The organism is Actinomyces sp. Z16 (genome assembly GCF_003111765.1).
In the GTDB taxonomy this organism is placed as follows: domain Bacteria; phylum Actinomycetota; class Actinomycetes; order Actinomycetales; family Actinomycetaceae; genus Actinomyces; species Actinomyces glycerinitolerans.
The window spans coordinates 2,804,939-2,822,768 of the sequence record NZ_CP027862.1 but is presented as its reverse complement, the minus strand read 5'-3'; the positions used below and the strand labels follow the sequence as shown (position 1 = coordinate 2,822,768).

The 17,830-nt window shown below is 66.2% G+C and carries 17 protein-coding genes; 12 read left to right on the top strand and 5 right to left on the bottom strand.

The features are described 5' to 3' along the window. The first annotated feature begins 105 nt into the window (after nt 1-105). Entirely contained in the window at nt 106-1,722 is a 1,617-nt protein-coding gene (locus C3B71_RS11815) for an MFS transporter (protein WP_108968273.1), read from the top strand. A 99-nt stretch (nt 1,723-1,821) separates the two neighbouring features. On the opposite strand, the gene C3B71_RS11810 is transcribed toward C3B71_RS11815, so the two are convergent. Next, complete coding sequence (locus C3B71_RS11810) at nt 1,822-2,838, bottom strand: LacI family DNA-binding transcriptional regulator (protein WP_108968271.1); 1,017 nt, start codon at nt 2,836-2,838, stop codon at nt 1,822-1,824. 211 nt (nt 2,839-3,049) lie between these two features. On the opposite strand from C3B71_RS11810, the gene guaA (C3B71_RS11805) reads away from it, so the two are divergent. The 8 genes from guaA (C3B71_RS11805) (at nt 3,050) to C3B71_RS11770 (ending at nt 10,586) form a co-directional block, all read left to right on the top strand. Further along, the gene (gene guaA / locus C3B71_RS11805) at nt 3,050-4,606 is read left to right on the top strand and encodes a glutamine-hydrolyzing GMP synthase (protein WP_108969881.1); all 1,557 of its coding nucleotides are present in this window, start codon (nt 3,050-3,052) and stop codon (nt 4,604-4,606) included. Between the two features lie 97 nt (nt 4,607-4,703). After that, a complete protein-coding gene (locus C3B71_RS11800) occupies nt 4,704-4,949 on the top strand; it encodes a type II toxin-antitoxin system RelB/DinJ family antitoxin (protein WP_073328490.1) in 246 nt (81 codons plus the stop codon). Beyond that, nucleotides 4,936-5,259 carry a type II toxin-antitoxin system PemK/MazF family toxin gene (locus C3B71_RS11795; RefSeq protein WP_108968268.1) on the top strand — a complete coding sequence of 108 codons (324 nt, stop codon included), beginning with the start codon at nt 4,936-4,938 and terminating at the stop codon, nt 5,257-5,259. Before C3B71_RS11800 ends, C3B71_RS11795 begins: the two co-directional genes overlap by 14 nt. A 216-nt stretch (nt 5,260-5,475) precedes the next feature. Next, the gene (gene guaA / locus C3B71_RS11790) at nt 5,476-6,543 is read left to right on the top strand and encodes a glutamine-hydrolyzing GMP synthase (RefSeq protein ID WP_199912504.1); all 1,068 of its coding nucleotides are present in this window, start codon (nt 5,476-5,478) and stop codon (nt 6,541-6,543) included. Nucleotides 6,544-6,578: 35 nt separating this feature from the next. Then, a complete protein-coding gene (gene ltaE, locus C3B71_RS11785) occupies nt 6,579-7,646 on the top strand; it encodes a low-specificity L-threonine aldolase (protein ID WP_199912503.1) in 1,068 nt (355 codons plus the stop codon). 58 nt (nt 7,647-7,704) lie between these two features. Next, nucleotides 7,705-8,523 (top strand): Fic family protein, encoded by an 819-nt coding sequence (locus tag C3B71_RS11780; protein ID WP_199912502.1) that lies wholly within the window; start codon nt 7,705-7,707, stop codon nt 8,521-8,523. 46 nt (nt 8,524-8,569) lie between these two features. Beyond that, nucleotides 8,570-9,094, top strand: a complete 525-nt coding sequence (locus C3B71_RS11775) for a GNAT family N-acetyltransferase (protein ID WP_108968263.1) — start codon at nt 8,570-8,572, stop codon at nt 9,092-9,094. Nucleotides 9,095-9,197: 103 nt separating this feature from the next. After that, nucleotides 9,198-10,586 carry an SLC13 family permease gene (locus tag C3B71_RS11770; protein WP_108968260.1) on the top strand — a complete coding sequence of 463 codons (1,389 nt, stop codon included), beginning with the start codon at nt 9,198-9,200 and terminating at the stop codon, nt 10,584-10,586. Between the two features lie 370 nt (nt 10,587-10,956). Here C3B71_RS11770 and C3B71_RS11765 read toward each other — a convergent pair whose 3' ends face one another. Then, nucleotides 10,957-11,805 (bottom strand): SDR family oxidoreductase, encoded by an 849-nt coding sequence (locus tag C3B71_RS11765; RefSeq protein WP_108968258.1) that lies wholly within the window; start codon nt 11,803-11,805, stop codon nt 10,957-10,959. A 130-nt stretch (nt 11,806-11,935) separates the two neighbouring features. Then, complete coding sequence (locus C3B71_RS11760; RefSeq protein ID WP_108968255.1) at nt 11,936-12,811, bottom strand: aldo/keto reductase; 876 nt, start codon at nt 12,809-12,811, stop codon at nt 11,936-11,938. A 347-nt stretch (nt 12,812-13,158) separates the two neighbouring features. On the opposite strand from C3B71_RS11760, the gene C3B71_RS11755 reads away from it, so the two are divergent. Beyond that, a complete protein-coding gene (locus tag C3B71_RS11755; protein ID WP_108968253.1) occupies nt 13,159-14,421 on the top strand; it encodes an ATP-binding protein in 1,263 nt (420 codons plus the stop codon). Nucleotides 14,422-14,532: 111 nt separating this feature from the next. Next, nucleotides 14,533-14,982, top strand: a complete 450-nt coding sequence (locus tag C3B71_RS11750; protein WP_108968251.1) for a zinc ribbon domain-containing protein — start codon at nt 14,533-14,535, stop codon at nt 14,980-14,982. A 215-nt stretch (nt 14,983-15,197) separates the two neighbouring features. Here the strand turns inward: C3B71_RS11750 and C3B71_RS11745 are convergent, their stop codons facing one another. Next, nucleotides 15,198-16,013: a DUF4352 domain-containing protein gene (locus C3B71_RS11745; RefSeq protein ID WP_234415897.1), complete on the bottom strand. Its 816-nt coding sequence runs from the start codon at nt 16,011-16,013 to the stop codon at nt 15,198-15,200. Nucleotides 16,014-16,286: 273 nt separating this feature from the next. Between C3B71_RS11745 and C3B71_RS11740 the strand changes: the two genes are divergently transcribed. Further along, nucleotides 16,287-16,529 (top strand): alpha/beta hydrolase family protein, encoded by a 243-nt coding sequence (locus C3B71_RS11740; RefSeq protein WP_108969873.1) that lies wholly within the window; start codon nt 16,287-16,289, stop codon nt 16,527-16,529. Between the two features lie 3 nt (nt 16,530-16,532). On the opposite strand, the gene dpaL is transcribed toward C3B71_RS11740, so the two are convergent. Next, nucleotides 16,533-17,729 (bottom strand): diaminopropionate ammonia-lyase, encoded by a 1,197-nt coding sequence (gene dpaL / locus C3B71_RS11735; RefSeq protein WP_108968249.1) that lies wholly within the window; start codon nt 17,727-17,729, stop codon nt 16,533-16,535. Nucleotides 17,730-17,830: the final 101 nt, after the last annotated feature.

Below are 17,830 nucleotides of genomic sequence, written 5' to 3'. Positions count from 1 at the left end.
AACAACATGGTACGGCGCTGCGGCGTCCGCGGGTAGGTTTGGGGACGCCAATTTCGGCTCGTGTTCTAGCCTGCTCAAGGCTGCAGGATCCTCAAGGAGATAACTATGTCCCCATCCCGGGTTGCCGTTGGCGACTACAGTCTTGAGACAATCCAGGATCTGGTCGAAGCGACTCCGCCGTCGGGTAAGAAGCGTTCGCTGGGAGTCATAGCCCTGGTAGCCACGCTTGGTTCGCTGCTTTTCGGCTACGACACCGGCGTGATCTCCGGTGCCCTCCCTTACATGTATCTGCCCGCCGACGCCGACGGCCTCGCCCTGAAGACCTGGGAGGAGGGCCTGGTCGGTACCTTCCTGTGCATCGGCGCCGCGGTGGGCGCCTCCGTTGGTGGCAAGCTCTCCGACAGGTACGGGCGGCGCCACAACATCACCATGTTGGCGATCATCTTCCTGATCGGCGCCCTGGGCTGCGCCGCCTCGCCGAGTTTCTGGATCCTGTGCCTGTTCCGGGTCATCCTTGGCTTCGCCGTCGGCGGGGCCTCCGTCACGGTCCCGGTCTTCCTCGGCGAGACCGCCCCAAAACGCATCCGCGGCACCCTGGTGGCCGTGGACCAGATGATGATCGTCTTCGGGCAATTCCTCGCCTACTCCATGAATGCCATCCTCGCCCACGCGCGCGGTGGGCCCCGGGTCACGGTCGCGAACGACGTCGTCAATTCCGCCGGTGAGACGGTCGCTCGCGCGGGCGAGACCGTCACCTGGGAGAGTGTGCAGAACCTGGCCAATGTCGTGGCGGTGTCCGGCAACGGGGTGACCTGGCGCTACATGCTGGTGCTGGCCTCGATCCCGGCCGTCGCACTGTGGATCGGTATCCGCCTCATGCCCGAGTCATCGCGCTGGTACGTGGCCAACTTGCGTATTCCAGAGGCGATCGGCTCCCTCAAGCGCGTGCGCAACGAGGAAAAGGACGGCCCCATCGCCGAGGAGATCGATGAGATGCTTCAAGTCCAGCGCAAGGAGGCCAATCAGGAGAAGTGGCGGCTGTCCCAGATCTGGCACACCAAGTGGACGCGCCACCTGCTCATTATCGGCATCATCCTGGGGCTGGCCGACCAGATGACGGGCATCAACACTGCCATGTACTACACGCCGAAGGTGCTCGCCGCCGCCGGTCTGCCCATGAGTGACGCCATCTCGCTCAACGTGATTTCCGGAGGCGTGTCCTTCATCGGCTCGGCGGTCGGCCTGTGGCTGGTTACCAAGTTCGCCCGTCGCCACGTCGGCATCTATCAGGAGACCAGCATCGTGATCTCGTTGACCCTGCTGGCCGCGGTGTTCTTCTTTCTCATTCAGCCCTACCAGAATGAGGACGGCGACATCATTGGCGCCCCGACCTTCGCACCCTTCCTGGTGCTGATCATTGTGAGCCTGTTCGTATTCGCCAAGCAGTCGGGCACGGTCAGTTGGGTTATCGTCGCCGAGATCTTCCCCAGCAAGATCCGCGGCACGGCCGTCGGACTCGCCATCGGTGCGCTGTGGATCGCCAACGCCATCGTCGCCGCCGTGTTTCCGATCATGATGGAGGGGCTGGGCGGGGCGCTGACCTACCTCATCTTCGCTGCGGTCAATGTCGTATCGCTCATCTTCTACATCAAGTTCGTGCCCGAGACGAAGTACGACTCCCTAGAGGAGCTGGAGGAGCGCTTCGAGCGGGAATACAGCTGACCTCCCGTCGCCGAAGTCAGTTGAAGTGACGCGCCGAGGTCGGTCGACGGTAACGTGCACCGACCTCGACGACGTCGGGCGGGGGCGCCGGGTTGAACGTCAGCCGGTGGAGGAGGCGCGGACAACCAGGTGCCCCTCGGCACCGACGTCCTGAGGCGGGGGAGGGTTGTTTGGCCGTCGCAGTAGGGCATCGGCCCGCTCGACGACGAGGCGCACGGCGTCGCGGGCCATCTGCTGATCCGGTTGATTCAAGCTGGTGAGCGCGAACTCCGCCCGCCGTGCCAGATAGGTGTTGTCGTAAGAGGCCAGTGGCACGCGCCCCGTGCCCTCGGGCCCCAGCTCCCGCAGCACGGCGACGGCGTCGATGGCGAGCATGTCGTTGTGGGTGATCAGCCCCATTCGCGGTGTGCCGGCGTCCAGCAGTCGGCGTATGGCGGTGCCGGCGTCGTCGTCGCCCGCTTCCGCGGTGTTCAGAACCAGTCCGGCGCTGTGGGCGGCCCGGGTCAGGGACTTCCCGCGGATCAGGCGAGAGGCGTCGTCGTCCATTCTGGGCGTCACGTATCCCAAGGAGTTGACTCCCCGCGAGAGAAGGTGGGAGACGATCTGCTCGGCGGCGTGCCGCTCGTCGATGTGGACGGCGTCGACATGTCCGCCCGGGGAGCGTCGACTAATCACGCAGGTGGGCGTCTCCTCGCCCAATGCGACCAGCTGTGCGTTCGTCAGCCACGGGGACACCAGGATTAATCCGAGTACGCGCACGCCCAGGAGGGAGTCGATGGCCCGCCGCAGACGCTCCTGATCTTCGGCGCCGACGGTGACGAAGACCGTGAGCCCCGCCTGGGCGGCGGCGGCGTCCAGGGAACGGGAGACCTGCTCGAAGAAGGCGTTGCGGAGGTTGGGCAGTACCAGGCCGATCGTGGTGGAGCGCTGGCGCGCCAGCGCCGAGGCCGCCGTGTTGATCCGGTAACCGAGCGAATCGGCCACCTGCATGATGTGTGCGCGCGTGTCCTCGGCGACCCGCGGGGAGCCGCTCAGCGCCAGGGAGACCAGGCTGCGGGATACCCCGGCGGCAGCGGCGACGTCGGACTGGGTGACGTCGTGACCGTTGGCGGCCATTAGGTACTCCATCCTGCCCGCTTCGGCGAGGATGCGGACAAGGAGACTCTAGCCGATAGCAAAGCGTGCGGAGGGCGCGGGACGCGCGGACGCCGTCGAGAGCCCGGGAGATTGTGGCGCTCGCGGACGCCGGCGTCGTCGCACCGGCGGATCCCGCTATCCTGTGCCGGTGACGACATCTCCCCATGGTGCCACCGGGGAGGAGGGCCGGATCGGCCCCGTCCTCGTGGTGGACTTCGGTGCCCAGTACGCCCAGCTGATCGCCCGCCGTGTGCGCGAGGCGAGCGTGTACTCCGAGATCGTGCCCCACAGCATGCCGGTGGCGGACATGCTCGCCAAGCAGCCGGCCGCCATCATCCTGTCCGGCGGGCCCGCCTCCGTGTACGCCGACGGCGCCCCGAGCGTGGACCCGGCCATGTTCGACGCGGGTGTGCCGGTGCTGGGCATCTGCTACGGCTTCCAGACGATGGCTCAGGCCCTCGGCGGCACCGTCGGGCGCACCGGCACCCGCGAGTACGGGCACACCGACACCGACGTCGACCCCGACTCCTGCCTGTTCGCCGGCACCCCCGTCCGGCAGGCGGTGTGGATGAGCCACGGCGACGCCGTGCAGGCCGCCCCGGCCGGATTCACCGTCACCGCCTCCACCTCGCAGACGCCCGTGGCCGCCTTCGAGGACCCCGCCCGGCGCCTGTACGGGCTGCAGTGGCACCCCGAGGTCATGCACTCGCAGTTCGGCCAGCGGGCGCTGGAGAACTTCCTCCGCGACGGCGCCGGCATCCCCGCCACCTGGACGCCGGGCAACATCATCGACGAGCAGGTCCAGCGCATCCGCGAGCGGGTGGGCGACGCCCACGTCATCTGCGGCCTGTCCGGCGGCGTCGACTCCTCCGTGGCGGCGGCCCTGGTGCACCGGGCCATCGGGGACCAGTTGACCTGCATCTTCGTGGACCACGGCCTGCTGCGCGCCGGCGAGCGCGAGCAGGTGGAGCGCGACTACGCCCGGGGCATGGGCATCCGCGTGATCACCGTGGACGAGTCCGAGCGCTTCCTGACCGCACTCGCGGGCGTCACCGAGCCCGAGGCCAAGCGCAAGATCATCGGCCGGGAGTTCATCCGCTCCTTCGAGGCCGCCCAGCGGCGCGTGATCGCGGAGGTCGGCGCCGCCGGCGGCGAGATCAAGTTCCTGGTGCAGGGCACGCTGTACCCGGACGTGGTGGAGTCCGGCGGCGGGGAGGGCGCCGCCAACATCAAGAGCCACCACAATGTGGGTGGGCTGCCCGAGGATCTGGACTTCGAGCTGATCGAGCCGCTGCGGGCGCTGTTCAAGGACGAGGTGCGTGCGATCGGGCGGGAGTTGGGCGTGCCCGAGGGGATCGTGGCCCGCCAGCCCTTCCCCGGGCCGGGTCTGGGCATTCGCGTCATTGGCGAGGTGACGGCGGAGAACCTGCGGATCCTGCGGGCCGCGGACGGCATCGCCCGCGAGGAGCTGACGGCGGCCGGACTGGATGAGGAGATCTGGCAATGCCCGGTGGTGCTGCTGGCCGATGTGCGCTCGGTGGGCGTGCAGGGCGACGGGCGCACCTACGGGCATCCGGTGGTGCTGCGGCCGGTGAGCAGTGAGGACGCGATGACGGCGGACTGGACGCGTCTGCCCTACGACGTGCTGGCCCGCATCTCCACGCGCATCACCAACGCCGTTCCCGAGGTCAACCGCGTGGTGCTGGACGTGACCAGCAAGCCCCCCGCCACCATCGAGTGGGAGTAGTCGGCGGAGTCTCCCTGACCGCCAGGCATAGCTAGCAAATAGGTATATTTTGCACCGCATAGCTGGTATGATTTGTCTTGACGGAAAGAGGCATGTCATGGCAATGAGACAGATCGCCACGAGGGTCGACGCGGAGCAGGCGGAGCTCTTCAAGGAGACCACGAGAAAGCTCGGCACTACCCCGGCGGACGTGCTGCGCATGTTCGTGACCGCCTTCAACAGTCACCGTGGCTTCCCCTACGACGTGCGCCTCTCGGAGGACGTCGAGCCGTTCGCCACCGAGGAGGACGCCACCAGGTTTGCGACAGACCTCTCCCTGAGGGCGATCAATGAGACGCGGTGAGGTTTGGACGCTGCGCGACGATGCCTACGCTAGCAAGGCGCGACCGGTCGTTGTCGTACAGAACGATGAGCTGACAGGCTTCGGATCGGTTGTCCTGTGCCTATTCACGAGCTTCGACTCGCGCGACATCCCCACGAGGGTCCCTATCGAGCCGAGTGAAGGCAATGGACTTGCGAAGCCGAGCTACGTGATGACCGAGAAGATCGTCACTGTGGACAAACAACTTCTCGGAAAGCGAGTTGGCATCCTGGGCAAGGATGACATGGCCGAGGTCTCGCGGCAGTTGGTCGTCGTCTTGGGCCTGGAATAGGCGCAGCCTGAAGGGGCTCTTCCGGTTTGGGGCGGGGGAGCTTACGCGTGGGGCTGCGTGCCCGGGGCGGAAGTGTCAATTTTGATGACAAACACTCTCGATGCCGGCGAGAGCCGACCCAGCACCCGCATGATTCCAACGTTTTGTTCGCTGCCGCCAACGCCCCCGGACTCGTTTGTCATCGATTTTGACATCTTGGCTGCCTACTGATCGGGAGTGGGTGGCCTCTTCCGCGCCGCCCTGGGGGATGGCAGTAGAGTCGGGCGCGAACCCGCGCACGCGACGACGAAGGAGACCGCCGTGGACTTCACCTCCAACCAACGCCCCGCCGACATGGAGCGCATCACCACCCCCGAGCTGGCGGACGCCTTCATCGCCGAGGCCGTCGACGCCGTGCGCGCGCAGGTCGGCGACGGCAAGGTGCTGCTCGCCCTGTCCGGCGGCGTCGACTCCTCCGTCGTCGCCGCCCTGCTCATCAAGGCGATCGGCAAGCAGCTGATCAGCGTCCACGTCAACCACGGCCTGATGCGCAAGGGAGAATCCGAGCAGGTGATTGAGGTCTTCCGGGACGGGCTGGACGCCAACCTCGTGTACGTCGACGCCACGGACCGGTTCCTGAACCTGCTGGCGGGCGTGGCCGAGCCCGAGGCCAAGCGCAAGCTCATCGGCGCCGAGTTCATCAACGTGTTCGCCGAGGAGGCGGCGAAGCTGGAGGGTGTCGGCTTCCTGGGGCAGGGCACCATCTACCCCGACATCCTCGAGTCCGCCGACGGCGTCAAGGCCCACCACAACGTCGGCGGCCTGCCCGAGGACATGGACTTCGAACTCGTTGAGCCCGTCAAGCTCCTGTACAAGGACGAGGTGCGCGTCGTCGGCCGCCGGCTCGGCCTGCCGGAGTCCATGGTGGAGCGCCAGCCCTTCCCCGGCCCGGGGCTGGGGGTGCGCTGCCTGGGCGCCATCACCCGCGACCGCCTGGAGGCGCTGCGCGAGGCCGACGCCGTCGTCCGCGAGGAGATCGAGGCCGCCGGCCAGGACATCTGGCAGTACTTCTGCGTGGTGCCGGACATGCGCGCCACCGGCGTGCGCGACGGCAGGCGTGCCTTCGACTGGCCCGTCATCATCCGCTGCGTCAATACCGTCGACGCCATGACCGCCGAGGTGCCCGAGCTCGACTGGGCGCTGCTGCGGCGGATCACCGCCCGTATCCTGGCGGAGGTCCCCGGCGTGTGCCGTGTGGCCTACGACCTCACCCCCAAGCCCGTCGGCACCATCGAGTGGGAGTAGTCGGGCTTCGAGCCGTCCCCTAAGAAGGAGAAACCATGCGTAATGAAATGACGAGCAACAACACCGTCGACGGCGGTGCGGCAAGGCGGATGGATTTCCGCAGTGACACGGTCACGCATCCCACGCCGGCCATGCGTCGGGCCATGGCGGACGCCGAGGTGGGCGACGACGTCTACCAGGACGACCCGACCACCAACCGCCTGGAGCAGCTGGCCGCCGAGATGGTGGGCAAGGAGGCGGCACTTTTCGTCTCCTCGGGCACGATGGGCAATCAGCTCGCGCTCATGTCGCACACCGTCAAGGGGCAGGAGGCCATCGTCGGCGCCGACAGCCACATATTCATGCACGAGGTGGGCGCGGCCGCGGTGCTTTCAAGCCTGAATCTGCGCCCCCTGGCCTTCCCGGACGGTGTGCCCGACGCGGCACAGATCCGAGGCGCCATCCGCTCCAGCGACATTCACGAGCCGGCCACGGGCCTGATCTGCTTGGAGAATGGGCTCGCCAATGGTCGCGTGGTGCCGGTGAGCGTGATGCGGGAGGTGCAGGAGGTCGGGCGCGCACACGGCATTCCCGTGCACCTGGACGGCGCCCGCCTGTTCAACGCCGCCACGGCCCTGGGTGTCAAGGCGAGTGAGCTGGCCGCATGCGTCGATAGCGTGCAGTTCTGCCTGTCTAAGGGACTGTGTGCGCCCGTGGGCAGCATGCTCTGCGGGGACGCCGCATTCATTGCGCGTGCCCGCAAGTACCGCAAGCTGCTCGGCGGCGGCATGCGACAGACCGGCGTGCTCGCCGCCGCCGGCATCCTCGCCATCGAGGAGATGACGCAGCGCCTGCATGAGGACCACGCCAACGCGCGTCTGCTGGCGGAGCTGCTGAACGAACTCCCGGGGGTGGAAGTCGATCTCGACGCGGTACAGATCAACATGGTGTTCGCGACCTTCGACTGGCCCGATCTTGCCGGCCTCAAGAGCTGGCTGGCCGAGCGTGGCGCCATCATCGGCCAGCCGGACGGACAAGTCGTGCGCTTCCTGACCAACAACGACGTTAACGACACCGACTGCCGCAGGCTGGTGGCGCTGCTGGAGGAGTATGCCGCTCGCTGACGCTGCCGACGGCGAGGACCCGGTCAGAACCCGGTGCCGGAACCTACAATCGCGCCCGATGACGATTGATGACGATGTGCCGGTGACACGTCCGTCACGCGCGGGGGCCGGGCCCTTGCTAAATGATGTCTCAGAGGACGCCAACGTGCCCGGCTCGCCGCTACTCGCCCGGCTGCGAGCGGAGAAGGCGGAGAGGATCAAGGGCGGCATCTACCACCGCCTCCAGATCGACCTCACCTACTCCTCGAACCGGATCGAGGGCAGTCGGCTCTCCGAGGACCAGACCCGCCTCATCTTCGAGACCCGCACGCTTGATGCCTCCGAGGGGCCGGTGCGCGTCGACGACGTCGTCGCGACCTCTAACCACTTCCGCGCCATCGACGCCGTGATCGACCACGTGGGTGAGCCGCTCACCGAGGACGCGCTCAAGCGTCTGCATCGCATTCTCAAGGCGGCGACCGGCGACGCCGCCAAGGAGTGGTTCGCCGTCGGTGACTACAAGCGCGTGCCCAACGAGGTCTCCGGGATGCCGACAACGCCGCCCGAAGAGGTGCCCGAGGCGATAGGTGCGCTCCTGGCCCGCTACGGTCCGGCTGAGCGCCATACCCTGGAGGAGATTATTGACATGCATGTGCGCCTCGAGCGCATTCACCCCTTCCAGGACGGCAATGGCCGGGTCGGCAGGCTGATCATGCTGGGTGAGTGCTTGGCAAGCGACGTCGTGCCCTTCGTCATCACCGATGAAATGAAGGCCTTCTACTACCGGGGCCTGCGTGAATGGGACTCGCAGCCCGGGTTCCTGTTGGAGACCTGCCGTGCAGCCCAGGACCGCTTCAAACAGCACCTCGACTACTTCCGCATTCCCTACGCAGAATGAGTGAGCAGCGTTGCAAGGGCGGTATTTCGCCCTAAAATCACCCGTCATGACGATCGACGACGATGCTGTACTGATTCGGCCGCTGCGCCCCGAGGAGACGCCTCTGCTGGAGGACTTCCTGCTGGAGGCCGTATACGTGCCCGAGGACTTCACCGGGCAGGTGCCGCGCAGCGTCATTTACGACGACCCCATGTGCCGCGCCCACTTCGAGGGCTTCGGAACGCTGCCGGATGACCGGGCGCTGGTTGCGGAAGTTGACGGTCGCGTGGTCGGTGCCTGCTGGGTGCGCACCACCGACTGCTACGGCCGTTTGGACGACTCGACGCCGGCATTCGCGATCTCCCTTTACCGGGAGTACCGGGGCCGGGGAATCGGCACCCGAATGCTGCGGTGCATGCTCGAACAGCTGCGGGAGGCCGGCTACGCGCGTGCCTCGCTCGGCGTCGTCAAGGCCAACCGGGCCGTGCACCTGTATGAGCGGCTGGGCTTCCGGATCGTGGGCGACGGCAGCGACGAGACCGAATGGCTCATGGTGCGTGAGCTCCAAGACGCGCCAGCCGCGGCAGGCTGATCCCCTACAGTCGGGGCGCAACGCGGCACTGCCCCGTGAACGCGGGCAGCCGGAGGAGGACCGGTATGAGTCACGCTGAACTCGCCTACTGAAGGGAGCCCGCATGAAGCTCGACAAGCGCGTCGTCGGCCTGCTCGCGGGCATCCTCGCCTGCGCCCTGGTGTGGGTCGTCCCGCTGGACGGCCTCGCGCCCATCTCCGCCGCCGGCCAGCACTGCCTGGCCCTCACCCTCATGACCGTGGTGTGGTGGGCGACGGGCGTGGCCCAGCCCGCCTACGTGTCGGCCGTCTACCTGGCCCTGCTCATCCTCACCGGCACGGCCGATACGGGCACGGTGTTCGCGTCATGGACCAAGATGCAGATGTGGATGGTGATCGGTGCCTACCTGATTGCCGCCGCCGTGAAGGACTCCGGCCTGGGCGAGCGCATCGCCTACTGGTTCGCGCTGAAGTTCGTGCGCGGCTGGACCTCACTCGTGGTCAGCATCTTCGCGCTCACCTTCATCCTGTCGCTGCTCATCCCGCACCCCTTCCCGCGCGCCTTCATGATCCTGGCGGTCATGCTCGTCATCTGCGACGCCGCCAAGATGTCCCGAGCGGACAAGATCAAGGTGGGTTTCCTCGTGTTCGCGGCGGCCGCGCCCGGCTCCATGTTCTTCCTCACCGGGGACGCGACCCTCAATCCACTGGTGGCCTCCTACGCCGCAGACGGCTGCTCCTTCATCCAGTGGTTTGTCTACATGTCGGTACCCATGCTGGTCGCGACCCTGTGCACGCTGGGCCTGGGCCTGGTGCTGTTCCGGCCCGAGACGCAGATGCGTATTGACTTCGACGAGGTGCGCGTCAAGCGGGCCGCCCTCGGGACGGTCAGCACCAAGGAGAAGCGCACAGTCATCTGGCTGGTCATCGCCATCGCCCTGTGGCTGACCGAATCCGTGACCGGGCTAAACATCGGCTTCGTCACCCTGCTGGTTGGCGCCGTCCTGGCGTTGCCCGTGATCGGCGAGGTGATCACCCCGGCGACGTGGAACTCCGTCCCCATCAGCACCCTGGTGTTCCTCACCGCCGCCATGGGCATCGGCACGGCGGGTGAGGCCACCGGCATGAACGCCTGGATCGCGAGCGTGGTGCTCCCCGACTCCGTACCCGGTAACGCGCTGGCGCTGGCCCTGCTGATCGCCGGCATCACGGTGATCATCCACATGTTCATGGGTTCGGTCATGGCCGTGCTCGGCATCTGCGTGCCGGCGTTCATTGCCTTCACCGCCGGCTCGGGCGTGAGCGACATCGCGGTGGCCATGATGGTCTTCTCCGCCATCAACATCCACTACATCCTGCCGTTCCACAACCTGCCGATCCTCGTGGGTGAGGGCGAGGACAACGCGGGCTACGGCGCCAAAGAGGCCGTGCGGCTGGGGACCCCGCTCACGGTGGTCGTATTCGTCGTCGTTATCGTGGAGGCGATCTGGTTCCACCTGTTGGGACTCATGTGAAAGCGAAGAACATTCCAATCCGAGATCGCGGTGAGCGGGGCGCGCTGCGAATCCGGAGCCTCGTGCGGGCGCGCCCACGGGAAGCCGACCGGGTAGATTGTCCAAAATCGGCACGATCGCTCCTGAAAAGGTCGTCCAGGGGATCCACACCGTTGGAATCATGCGGCTCGGCTGGTTGCTTCGCAGACGTTTGTGCCGGATTCGGACATTCCACCAGGGAGGAACCAAATGCAGGCAGCCGTCCTGATCCGCTGACCGGCGGCCGGGTGGGGTGGCACGAGCACTCCCAAGCGACGACGGCGGCCGGCCGCTTATGGGGGCGCCATCGACCGCCGTCGTCGGGAATGCGTACCGGTTCGGGCGCTCGGTGTCAGCCGCCCAGCGTGAAGCGGCCGGCGTTGATGGCGGCGATCACGCCGCCGTCGATCAGTAGGTCCGTGCCGGTGATGAAGGCCGCCTGCTCACCGAGCAGGAAGGAGCCGGCCGCGGCGATCTCATCGGAGGTGCCCACACGGCGGGCCGGGGAGGCGTCGATCATCGCCTGGTAGTTCTCTCCGGCGGCCCGGAACTCGTCGTAGGCCAGCGGGGTGACGATGATGCCGGGGCTGATCGTGTTGATGCGGGCGCCCCGATCGCCCCAGGAGGTGGCGGCCGCCGTGCGCACCCGCAGATGGTTGGCACGCTTGGAGACCATGTAGGCGACGCCGGAGCTGGCCACGGCGTCGTGCTTGAGGAAGTCGAGTTCGGCAAGTTCCTCGGTGGGAGTCAGTGCCAGCTGACGCTCGACCTCGTCACTCAGCCGCATCATGTAACCGGTCTGGCTGGAGATGACCAGGCCGGCGCCGCCGCGCGCAATGACGTTGGCGAAGACGTCGATCGCCATGGCGGTGGCAACCAGGTCGAGGGCCACGATGTGCTCGGGCGAGGACTGGTTGGGGGAGGCGCCGGCCGTGTCGATGAAGTACCGGACTTCGCCCAGGGAGGCGGCCTTGGCGGCGAAGGCCTCGACGCTGGCCCGGTCCAGAGCGTCCACCTGCTGGGTGGCCACCTCGTATCCGGAGGCGGCCAGGTCATGGGCGACGGTCTGAAGGTTCTCGGTGGAGATGTCGCCGAGCAGAATCTGCTTGCCGTTGGCGATGCGGCGAACGATGGCGGTGCCCATGGCACCGGCACCGAGCAGCGCGATGACGGGGCGGTTCTCATTGCGGTCGAAGATCATTGTGGGGTTCCTTTCAAGAAGTTGGTGGGAGGGGAGCGGAATGCGGAACGCGTCGGCGTAGGTGTTGACCGGAGTTTGCCGGCCTGGAGCCACACCGTCGCAGCCGGGGCGACCGCGGTAAGCGCAGGACTCAGTCGGCGGGGGCCCAGGCGCCGAGGTTCTTCTCCTGGTCGGCCAGGGAGACGTTGTAGAAGCGCCTGCCGTTGGCGAGTGCGGCCACGCGCTCCATCTCCGGCTCGGTCAGGGCGAAGTCGAAGATGTCCATGTTGGCGGCAATGTGCTCGGGGTTGGTGGACTTGGGGAAGATGATGTTCCCCTTCTGGATGTGCCAGCGCAGGATCACCTGGGCGGGCGTCTTGCCATACTTGGTGCCGAGCTCGGCGAAGAGCGGCTCGTCGAGCAGGCCGGCGTCGCCGTGGCCGAGCGGGTACCAGCTCTCGACGAGCGTGCCATAGGGGGCCATGCGCTCGCGCAGCTCGTCCTGCGGGTAGTAGGGGTGGCACTCCACCTGGTTGACCGACGGCTTGATGGTGGCTGCGGCCATGAGGTCCTCCAGGTTGGCGGATTCGAAGTTGGAGATGCCGATGGACCGCACCTTGCCGGCCGCGACGGCGCGCTCCATGTCCTTCCAGGCGCCCTTGTAGTCGCCGAACTGCTGGTGGAGCAGCAGCAGGTCGATGTAGTCGGTGTCCAGGCGCTCCAGCATCTTGTCTATGGCGGCCGCGGTGGCGCCCTCGCCGTACTCGCTGGGCCACAGCTTGGTGGTGATCCAGATGTCTGAGCGGTCGATGCCGCTGGCCTTGACCGCGCGGCCCACGGAGCGCTCGTTCTGGTAGGCGTGCGCGGTGTCGATGTGGCGGTAGCCCAGTCGCAGGGCCTCGGCGACGGCGGTCTCGGTGGGTTCGCCGTCGGGCACGAGGTACACGCCCATGCCGAACTGGGGGATGCGGTTGCCGTCGTTGAGGGTGAGGTAGGTCTGGTGCTTCAGGCTCGATGCGGGGGCCATGCGGGAGTCCTCTCTGCTCGTCGGTTGGTTCGTACTCAACCTAGGAGCGCGCGGGCGCGGCGTCGATGGTCTCTTTCGGTACGAATGGGTGGATAAGCAACTCGGAAGGCAACTTGGTGCCGTTAACTGCTGCGGCCCGGATCCGGGGCGAGCAGGGACATGCGGCCGAGGAGGAGAGCATCCGCTCTGGCGATGCGGCTCGGCCGGCCCTACCTGCTCGTCGTGACGCCAAAACGCCGACTGGAATGACGCCATATGCCTGGTTGAAGCGACGCCAACTGCCCGGTTAGAATGAAGCCAACTCCAGGATTGGGGTGGGTTTCGCGCTGGATCGCAGGAGGAAGTCGATGGCCGACGTGAGTTACCGGCATCGTGTCGTTGACCCGCTTATCAGCGAGATCCTGGGCTACTCAGGTGGTCTTCTCATCGAAGGCGTGCGTGCCTGCGGCAAGACCATGACCGGACGGCAGCATGCCGCATCCGAGGTCGCTCTGGACTCGGGCCTGCCGCAGATACGCGCTGCGCTTGACCTTGATCCCGCGCTGCTGCTGGAAGGGAAAACTCCCAGGCTGATCGACGAATGGCAGCTTGCGCCAGACCTGTGGAACGCGGTACGGCGGGAGGTTGACGCCAGGCAACGCCCCGGACAGTTCATACTCACCGGTTCCTCGGTTCCCGCCGAGGATGCTACGCGGCACTCTGGTGCCCACCGGATCTCCAGGGTGCGTCTGCGTCCGATGACTCTGTTCGAGCGCGGCCTGGGTGCAGGGAGCGTTTCGTTGACGGCACTGTTCGACGGCGAGGAGCCGCCACCCGCGCTTGACTCCGGCACGAGCGTCCGGGAGGCGCTGGATGCGCTGGTTCACGGCGGCTGGCCGGGTGACGTCGATGCCACCACCGCGCAGGCACAGCGGTATCTGCGCGACTATGTGGAGGACGTCGTCAGCATCGACATGGGGCGGCTCGATGGGGAGCCGCGTCGCGATCCGATCAGGTTGCGAGCGCTTCTGCGCTCGCTTGCGCGCCATATCGCCACCGAGGCTTCATTCACCACCATCGCGAAGGACGTGACGACTCAGGCGCTCAGCGCGGAGACGGCAGCGAGCTACATCAATGCCCTTAGGCGGCTCTTCATTGTCGAGGAGCAGCCTGCGTGGGCCCCGCACTTGCGCTCACGCTACGCCGTACGTACCTCGTCCAAGCTCCATTTCGTGGATCCTGCCCTGGCCGCAGCCGTCACCGGGACCTCGGCGGAGCGCCTGATGCAGGACTTGGAGACCGCCGGGTTGTGGTTCGAGTCGCAAGTTGTGCAGCATCTGCGCACCTTCGCCGAGTTGCGGGGCGGGCATGTCTACCACTATCGGGACAAGTCGGGAAAGGAGGCCGACGCCGTCGTCGAGTTCGACGACGGACGTTGGGCTGCTTTTGAAGTCAAATTGGGGCAACGGCAGATAGCGAAGGCCCAGGATTCCCTAGCCGCGTTCGTGGCGGACATCGACACGCGACGTACGCCCGCGCCGGTCTTCACCGCCGTCGTGACCGCCGACGGGCCCACCATGAAGCTGGCCGACGGCGTCCTCACCTTTCCCCTGAGCGCCCTGCGTCCGTGAGCAGCGATTGGGGAAGCGGGGGGATGCAACAACCCGTTGCTCGACGGCGTGTGCCAACTGTGCTGTTCTTGTGTGGCGGCATCACCGGGGGTCGCGGAAGAGGAGGCCGACATGGCAATCGGAGAAGTCATCGCTGAGGTTCGGGCGTTGCGGGGGATGACGCAGGACGAACTGGCGCAGCGGGTCATGGTGACCCGGCAGGCGGTCTCACGCTGGGAGACCGGCGCCACCACGCCTGGCATCGACATGTGCAAGCTGCTGGCCACCGCGCTGGAGGTGCCGGTCACCCGCCTTCTTGAGGCGCCGCCCGGGCCGCACTGCCAGAGCTGCGGCATGCCCATTCCGAAGGAGGAGCAGCACGGCAGCGAGATCGACGGGACGAAGTCTGAGGACTACTGTGCCTGGTGCTACCAGGACGGCGCCTTCGTCGGCCCGGAGACCCTGGAAGAACTGATCGAGTACAGCGCCCCGTACATGTCCGAAGGCGTGCACATCACCGAGGACGAGGCCATCTCCTACATGAGTGCGGTACTGCCCCACCTGCGGCGCTGGAAAGAGTAGTGGGCCACAGGAGGCAGCTCGCCTCAGGCGCAGCGCCCCAGGCCTTCTCGCCGAGTGGCGGAGCGGGTGCGTCTTCACCGCTACCGGGACAAGCCGAGAAAGCAGCCTGACGGAGCCTTCGCCGTGCCGGCTTCATAAACAAACGGCGTCGGGCCGGCGCCCATGACCGCAGTGATGTGTCAGGGCGCCGGCCCGGATGGAGGGGCGTAAGCGAATTACTCGACGGCGACGAAGACTTTGTCTGCAATCATGCCGGGTTGCACCGCTAGGACACCGTCCTGAGCAGTGGCCGAAGGAACCGACAGCGCTACATTGCCCGACACACTGCCCCCGTTGTAGAGCGCGGTTCCCGTATCAATGTCGTCGGGTGTCACCGCCATTGTGTCGAAACCGTCGATGGTTACTCCATCGGGAGTGACGTATGCGACGCTGGCCGAGTCGGGATACTCCCCATTGGGGTCATTGCCCAGGTAGGTGATCGAGTAGTTGATGAGTATGTACTCATACCCGTCGGCGGGTGCCTCGTTGAACTCGTTCTCGGCGAGTACTGCGTCGGTGGCGTCGAATGTCACCGAGTTCACGACTACCTTCCACTCGGCGCCGGAGACCTTCGATCCCAGCGGCAGTGGCTGCTCTCGCGTTCCCGTCTGCGCATCCGCCGCGGCGTCGTCCTCCTCGGGCGCAGCCTGCACGTCGGGCGCCGCAGAGAACGTGCTCTCAGAGCCGCCCAGGGCGTCGTCGACGGCCTCGGTAGCTGCGCCGAGGAATACCATCGGGCTCACGACGCCGCCGACCACCGCCACAATGATCGCGGTGACGGACGGCCAGAGTCGTTCGCCCCTACGGAACAGGGCAACCAGGCCGAGGATGAATGCGATCGGCAGCAGAATCCAGCCGATGACGAGCGCTCCTGGGATGCAGGCGAAGATGATGCCGACGATCCCGCACACCAGAGCGATGATCCCAATAACGCTCTGACGCTTCTTCGCAGAGTGATTGACGGGAGCGGGAGGTTGAGTAGGAGAGGTCATGTCAGCTCCTGATTGTCGGTAAACGGATGATGAGAGTTGAGGGCGGCGGCCGCCGGAAGATTATGCATGAACTCAGGGGTGCGGAAACACTCAATATCCGTTGAGGTAAATGCTATTGCGCTCTAAGCCGTTCATGCATGTGGTTGTAAATGCGGGCGACGATAAGAAGATGCAGTGGAGAGTCTTGAAAGCATCGAGTCGGGGTCGCAATGCGTCCTGTGTGATTGGGGAGAAGGTGCCGAGAGCGAGGGGGCGTCTATAATCCGAATTGCGATGCAGGCCTCAGCTGTGTCGGTCCTGCCCGCACCGCAAGGGTTGCTGGTTAATTCCGATCCGGACCTGGTCAACTATGTGGGCGCGCACGACGCCCCCATGTTCATCTGGCACTGCGCGGATGACCCGGTGGTCGATCCGCGGGAAACCACTGCGCTCGTGGCGGCGCTGCAGGCCGCCGACGTGCCGTGCGAGTATCACTTGTTTGCCCACGGCGGCCACGGCCCGGCCGCTCAGCCCTGATGCTCAGTTGCTCGCGTATCGGCCGTCCCACACCACGTGGCGGTAGTTATCCCTGTCTGTGTCGCCCTCGGTCGAGATGCACACGATCCTTGCATCCGCGCCGAGGCGCAGAGAACGCCGCAGCGGGGCATAGCAATCCCTGCGCAATAGCTCTGCCACGGTGCCCAGCGTGGCGGCACCGCTCTCACCGGAGATGATTCTCCTGTCGCTGCCCAGAGGATTACCGAGAATGCGCATGCCCGTGGCCGCGACTTCGTCGGGGATGGTCAGGAAGGCGTCGGCGTATTGATGCAGGATCTTCCAGGCGATGCCGCAGGGCTCGCCGCAGGACAGCCCTGCCATGATCGTGTGCGGATCCTTCACCGCGTGGAGCGTTCCGTCGTCGGCGGCCGCCGTACGGTAGATGCAGTCCGCCCCCTCCGGCTCCACGATCAGGACCATCGGGCGGCTCTCCCCGTAGTGGTTCGCAAGGAAGGCCGCCATGGCACCGGCCATGGAGCCCACGCCGGCTTGCAGGAACACATGGGTCGGTATGGCACCGTTCAGCTGCTCCAGGAGCTCCGCGCCCATGGTGGTGTACCCCTCCATGATCCAACTCGGGATCTCCTCGTAGCCGGGCCACGACGTGTCCTGTACCAGCACCCAGCCGTGCTCCTCGGCTTGCGCGGCGGCGAACCGCACAGCGTCGTCGTAGCTCAGATCGGTGATGCGGGCGTTGGCTCCCAGGGCCTGGATGTTCTTCAGCCGTTCTCTCGCACTCCCTCGAGGCATGTACACCACGCTTTGGAGGCCAAGGCGGTTTGCCGTCCAGGCGACACCTCGCCCGTGGTTTCCGTCCGTCGCTGTGACGAAGGTGAGCGTTCCGAGCGCCTCGCGGGTCTCATCGCTCGTGAGGACGGGGTAAGGAAGGTCGGACAGCTCCCGACCCAGGCGTTGTGCAAGGACACGCCCCATGGCATAGCTGCCGCCCAGAACCTTGAAGGCATTGAGTCCGAAGCGCTCGCTCTCGTCCTTGACCTTAAGGGAGGCGACGCCGAGGTGGGAGGCCAAGTCGTCCAGGTTGGCGAGCGGGGTCTGGCGGTACTCCGGGAAACTCCGGCACCAAGCTCGCGCGCGCTCCGCGTTCTCGAGACCGTATCTGTGGATCGGCACATTCGGGTTCTCAGGCTTTGCGCCCAGAACGGCTCTGATCGTTCCCATGCCCTGCTCCCTTGCCCTTGAAGGCGGCGTGCGTGAATACAGCGGAGCCGACTGTGCGGGCAGTCCGCAGTTACAGCCTATCCATGCTTCGCGTACTCTCC

Excerpts from the sequence above, each read along its gene's own strand:
- C3B71_RS11815 (WP_108968273.1), top strand. The coding sequence starts at position 106 with ATGTCCCCATCCCGGGTTGCCGTTGGCGACTACAGTCTTGAGACAATC.
- C3B71_RS11810 (WP_108968271.1), bottom strand. The coding sequence starts at position 2,838 with ATGGCCGCCAACGGTCACGACGTCACCCAGTCCGACGTCGCCGCTGCC.
- C3B71_RS11800 (WP_073328490.1), top strand. The coding sequence starts at position 4,704 with ATGGCAATGAGACAGATCGCCACGAGGGTCGACGCGGAGCAGGCGGAG.
- C3B71_RS11795 (WP_108968268.1), top strand. The coding sequence starts at position 4,936 with ATGAGACGCGGTGAGGTTTGGACGCTGCGCGACGATGCCTACGCTAGC.
- ltaE (WP_199912503.1), top strand. The coding sequence starts at position 6,579 with ATGCGTAATGAAATGACGAGCAACAACACCGTCGACGGCGGTGCGGCA.
- C3B71_RS11780 (WP_199912502.1), top strand. The coding sequence starts at position 7,705 with ATGACGATTGATGACGATGTGCCGGTGACACGTCCGTCACGCGCGGGG.
- C3B71_RS11775 (WP_108968263.1), top strand. The coding sequence starts at position 8,570 with ATGACGATCGACGACGATGCTGTACTGATTCGGCCGCTGCGCCCCGAG.
- C3B71_RS11770 (WP_108968260.1), top strand. The coding sequence starts at position 9,198 with ATGAAGCTCGACAAGCGCGTCGTCGGCCTGCTCGCGGGCATCCTCGCC.
- C3B71_RS11765 (WP_108968258.1), bottom strand. The coding sequence starts at position 11,805 with ATGATCTTCGACCGCAATGAGAACCGCCCCGTCATCGCGCTGCTCGGT.
- C3B71_RS11760 (WP_108968255.1), bottom strand. The coding sequence starts at position 12,811 with ATGGCCCCCGCATCGAGCCTGAAGCACCAGACCTACCTCACCCTCAAC.
- C3B71_RS11755 (WP_108968253.1), top strand. The coding sequence starts at position 13,159 with ATGGCCGACGTGAGTTACCGGCATCGTGTCGTTGACCCGCTTATCAGC.
- C3B71_RS11750 (WP_108968251.1), top strand. The coding sequence starts at position 14,533 with ATGGCAATCGGAGAAGTCATCGCTGAGGTTCGGGCGTTGCGGGGGATG.
- C3B71_RS11745 (WP_234415897.1), bottom strand. The coding sequence starts at position 16,013 with ATGACCTCTCCTACTCAACCTCCCGCTCCCGTCAATCACTCTGCGAAG.
- C3B71_RS11740 (WP_108969873.1), top strand. The coding sequence starts at position 16,287 with ATGCAGGCCTCAGCTGTGTCGGTCCTGCCCGCACCGCAAGGGTTGCTG.
- dpaL (WP_108968249.1), bottom strand. The coding sequence starts at position 17,729 with ATGGGAACGATCAGAGCCGTTCTGGGCGCAAAGCCTGAGAACCCGAAT.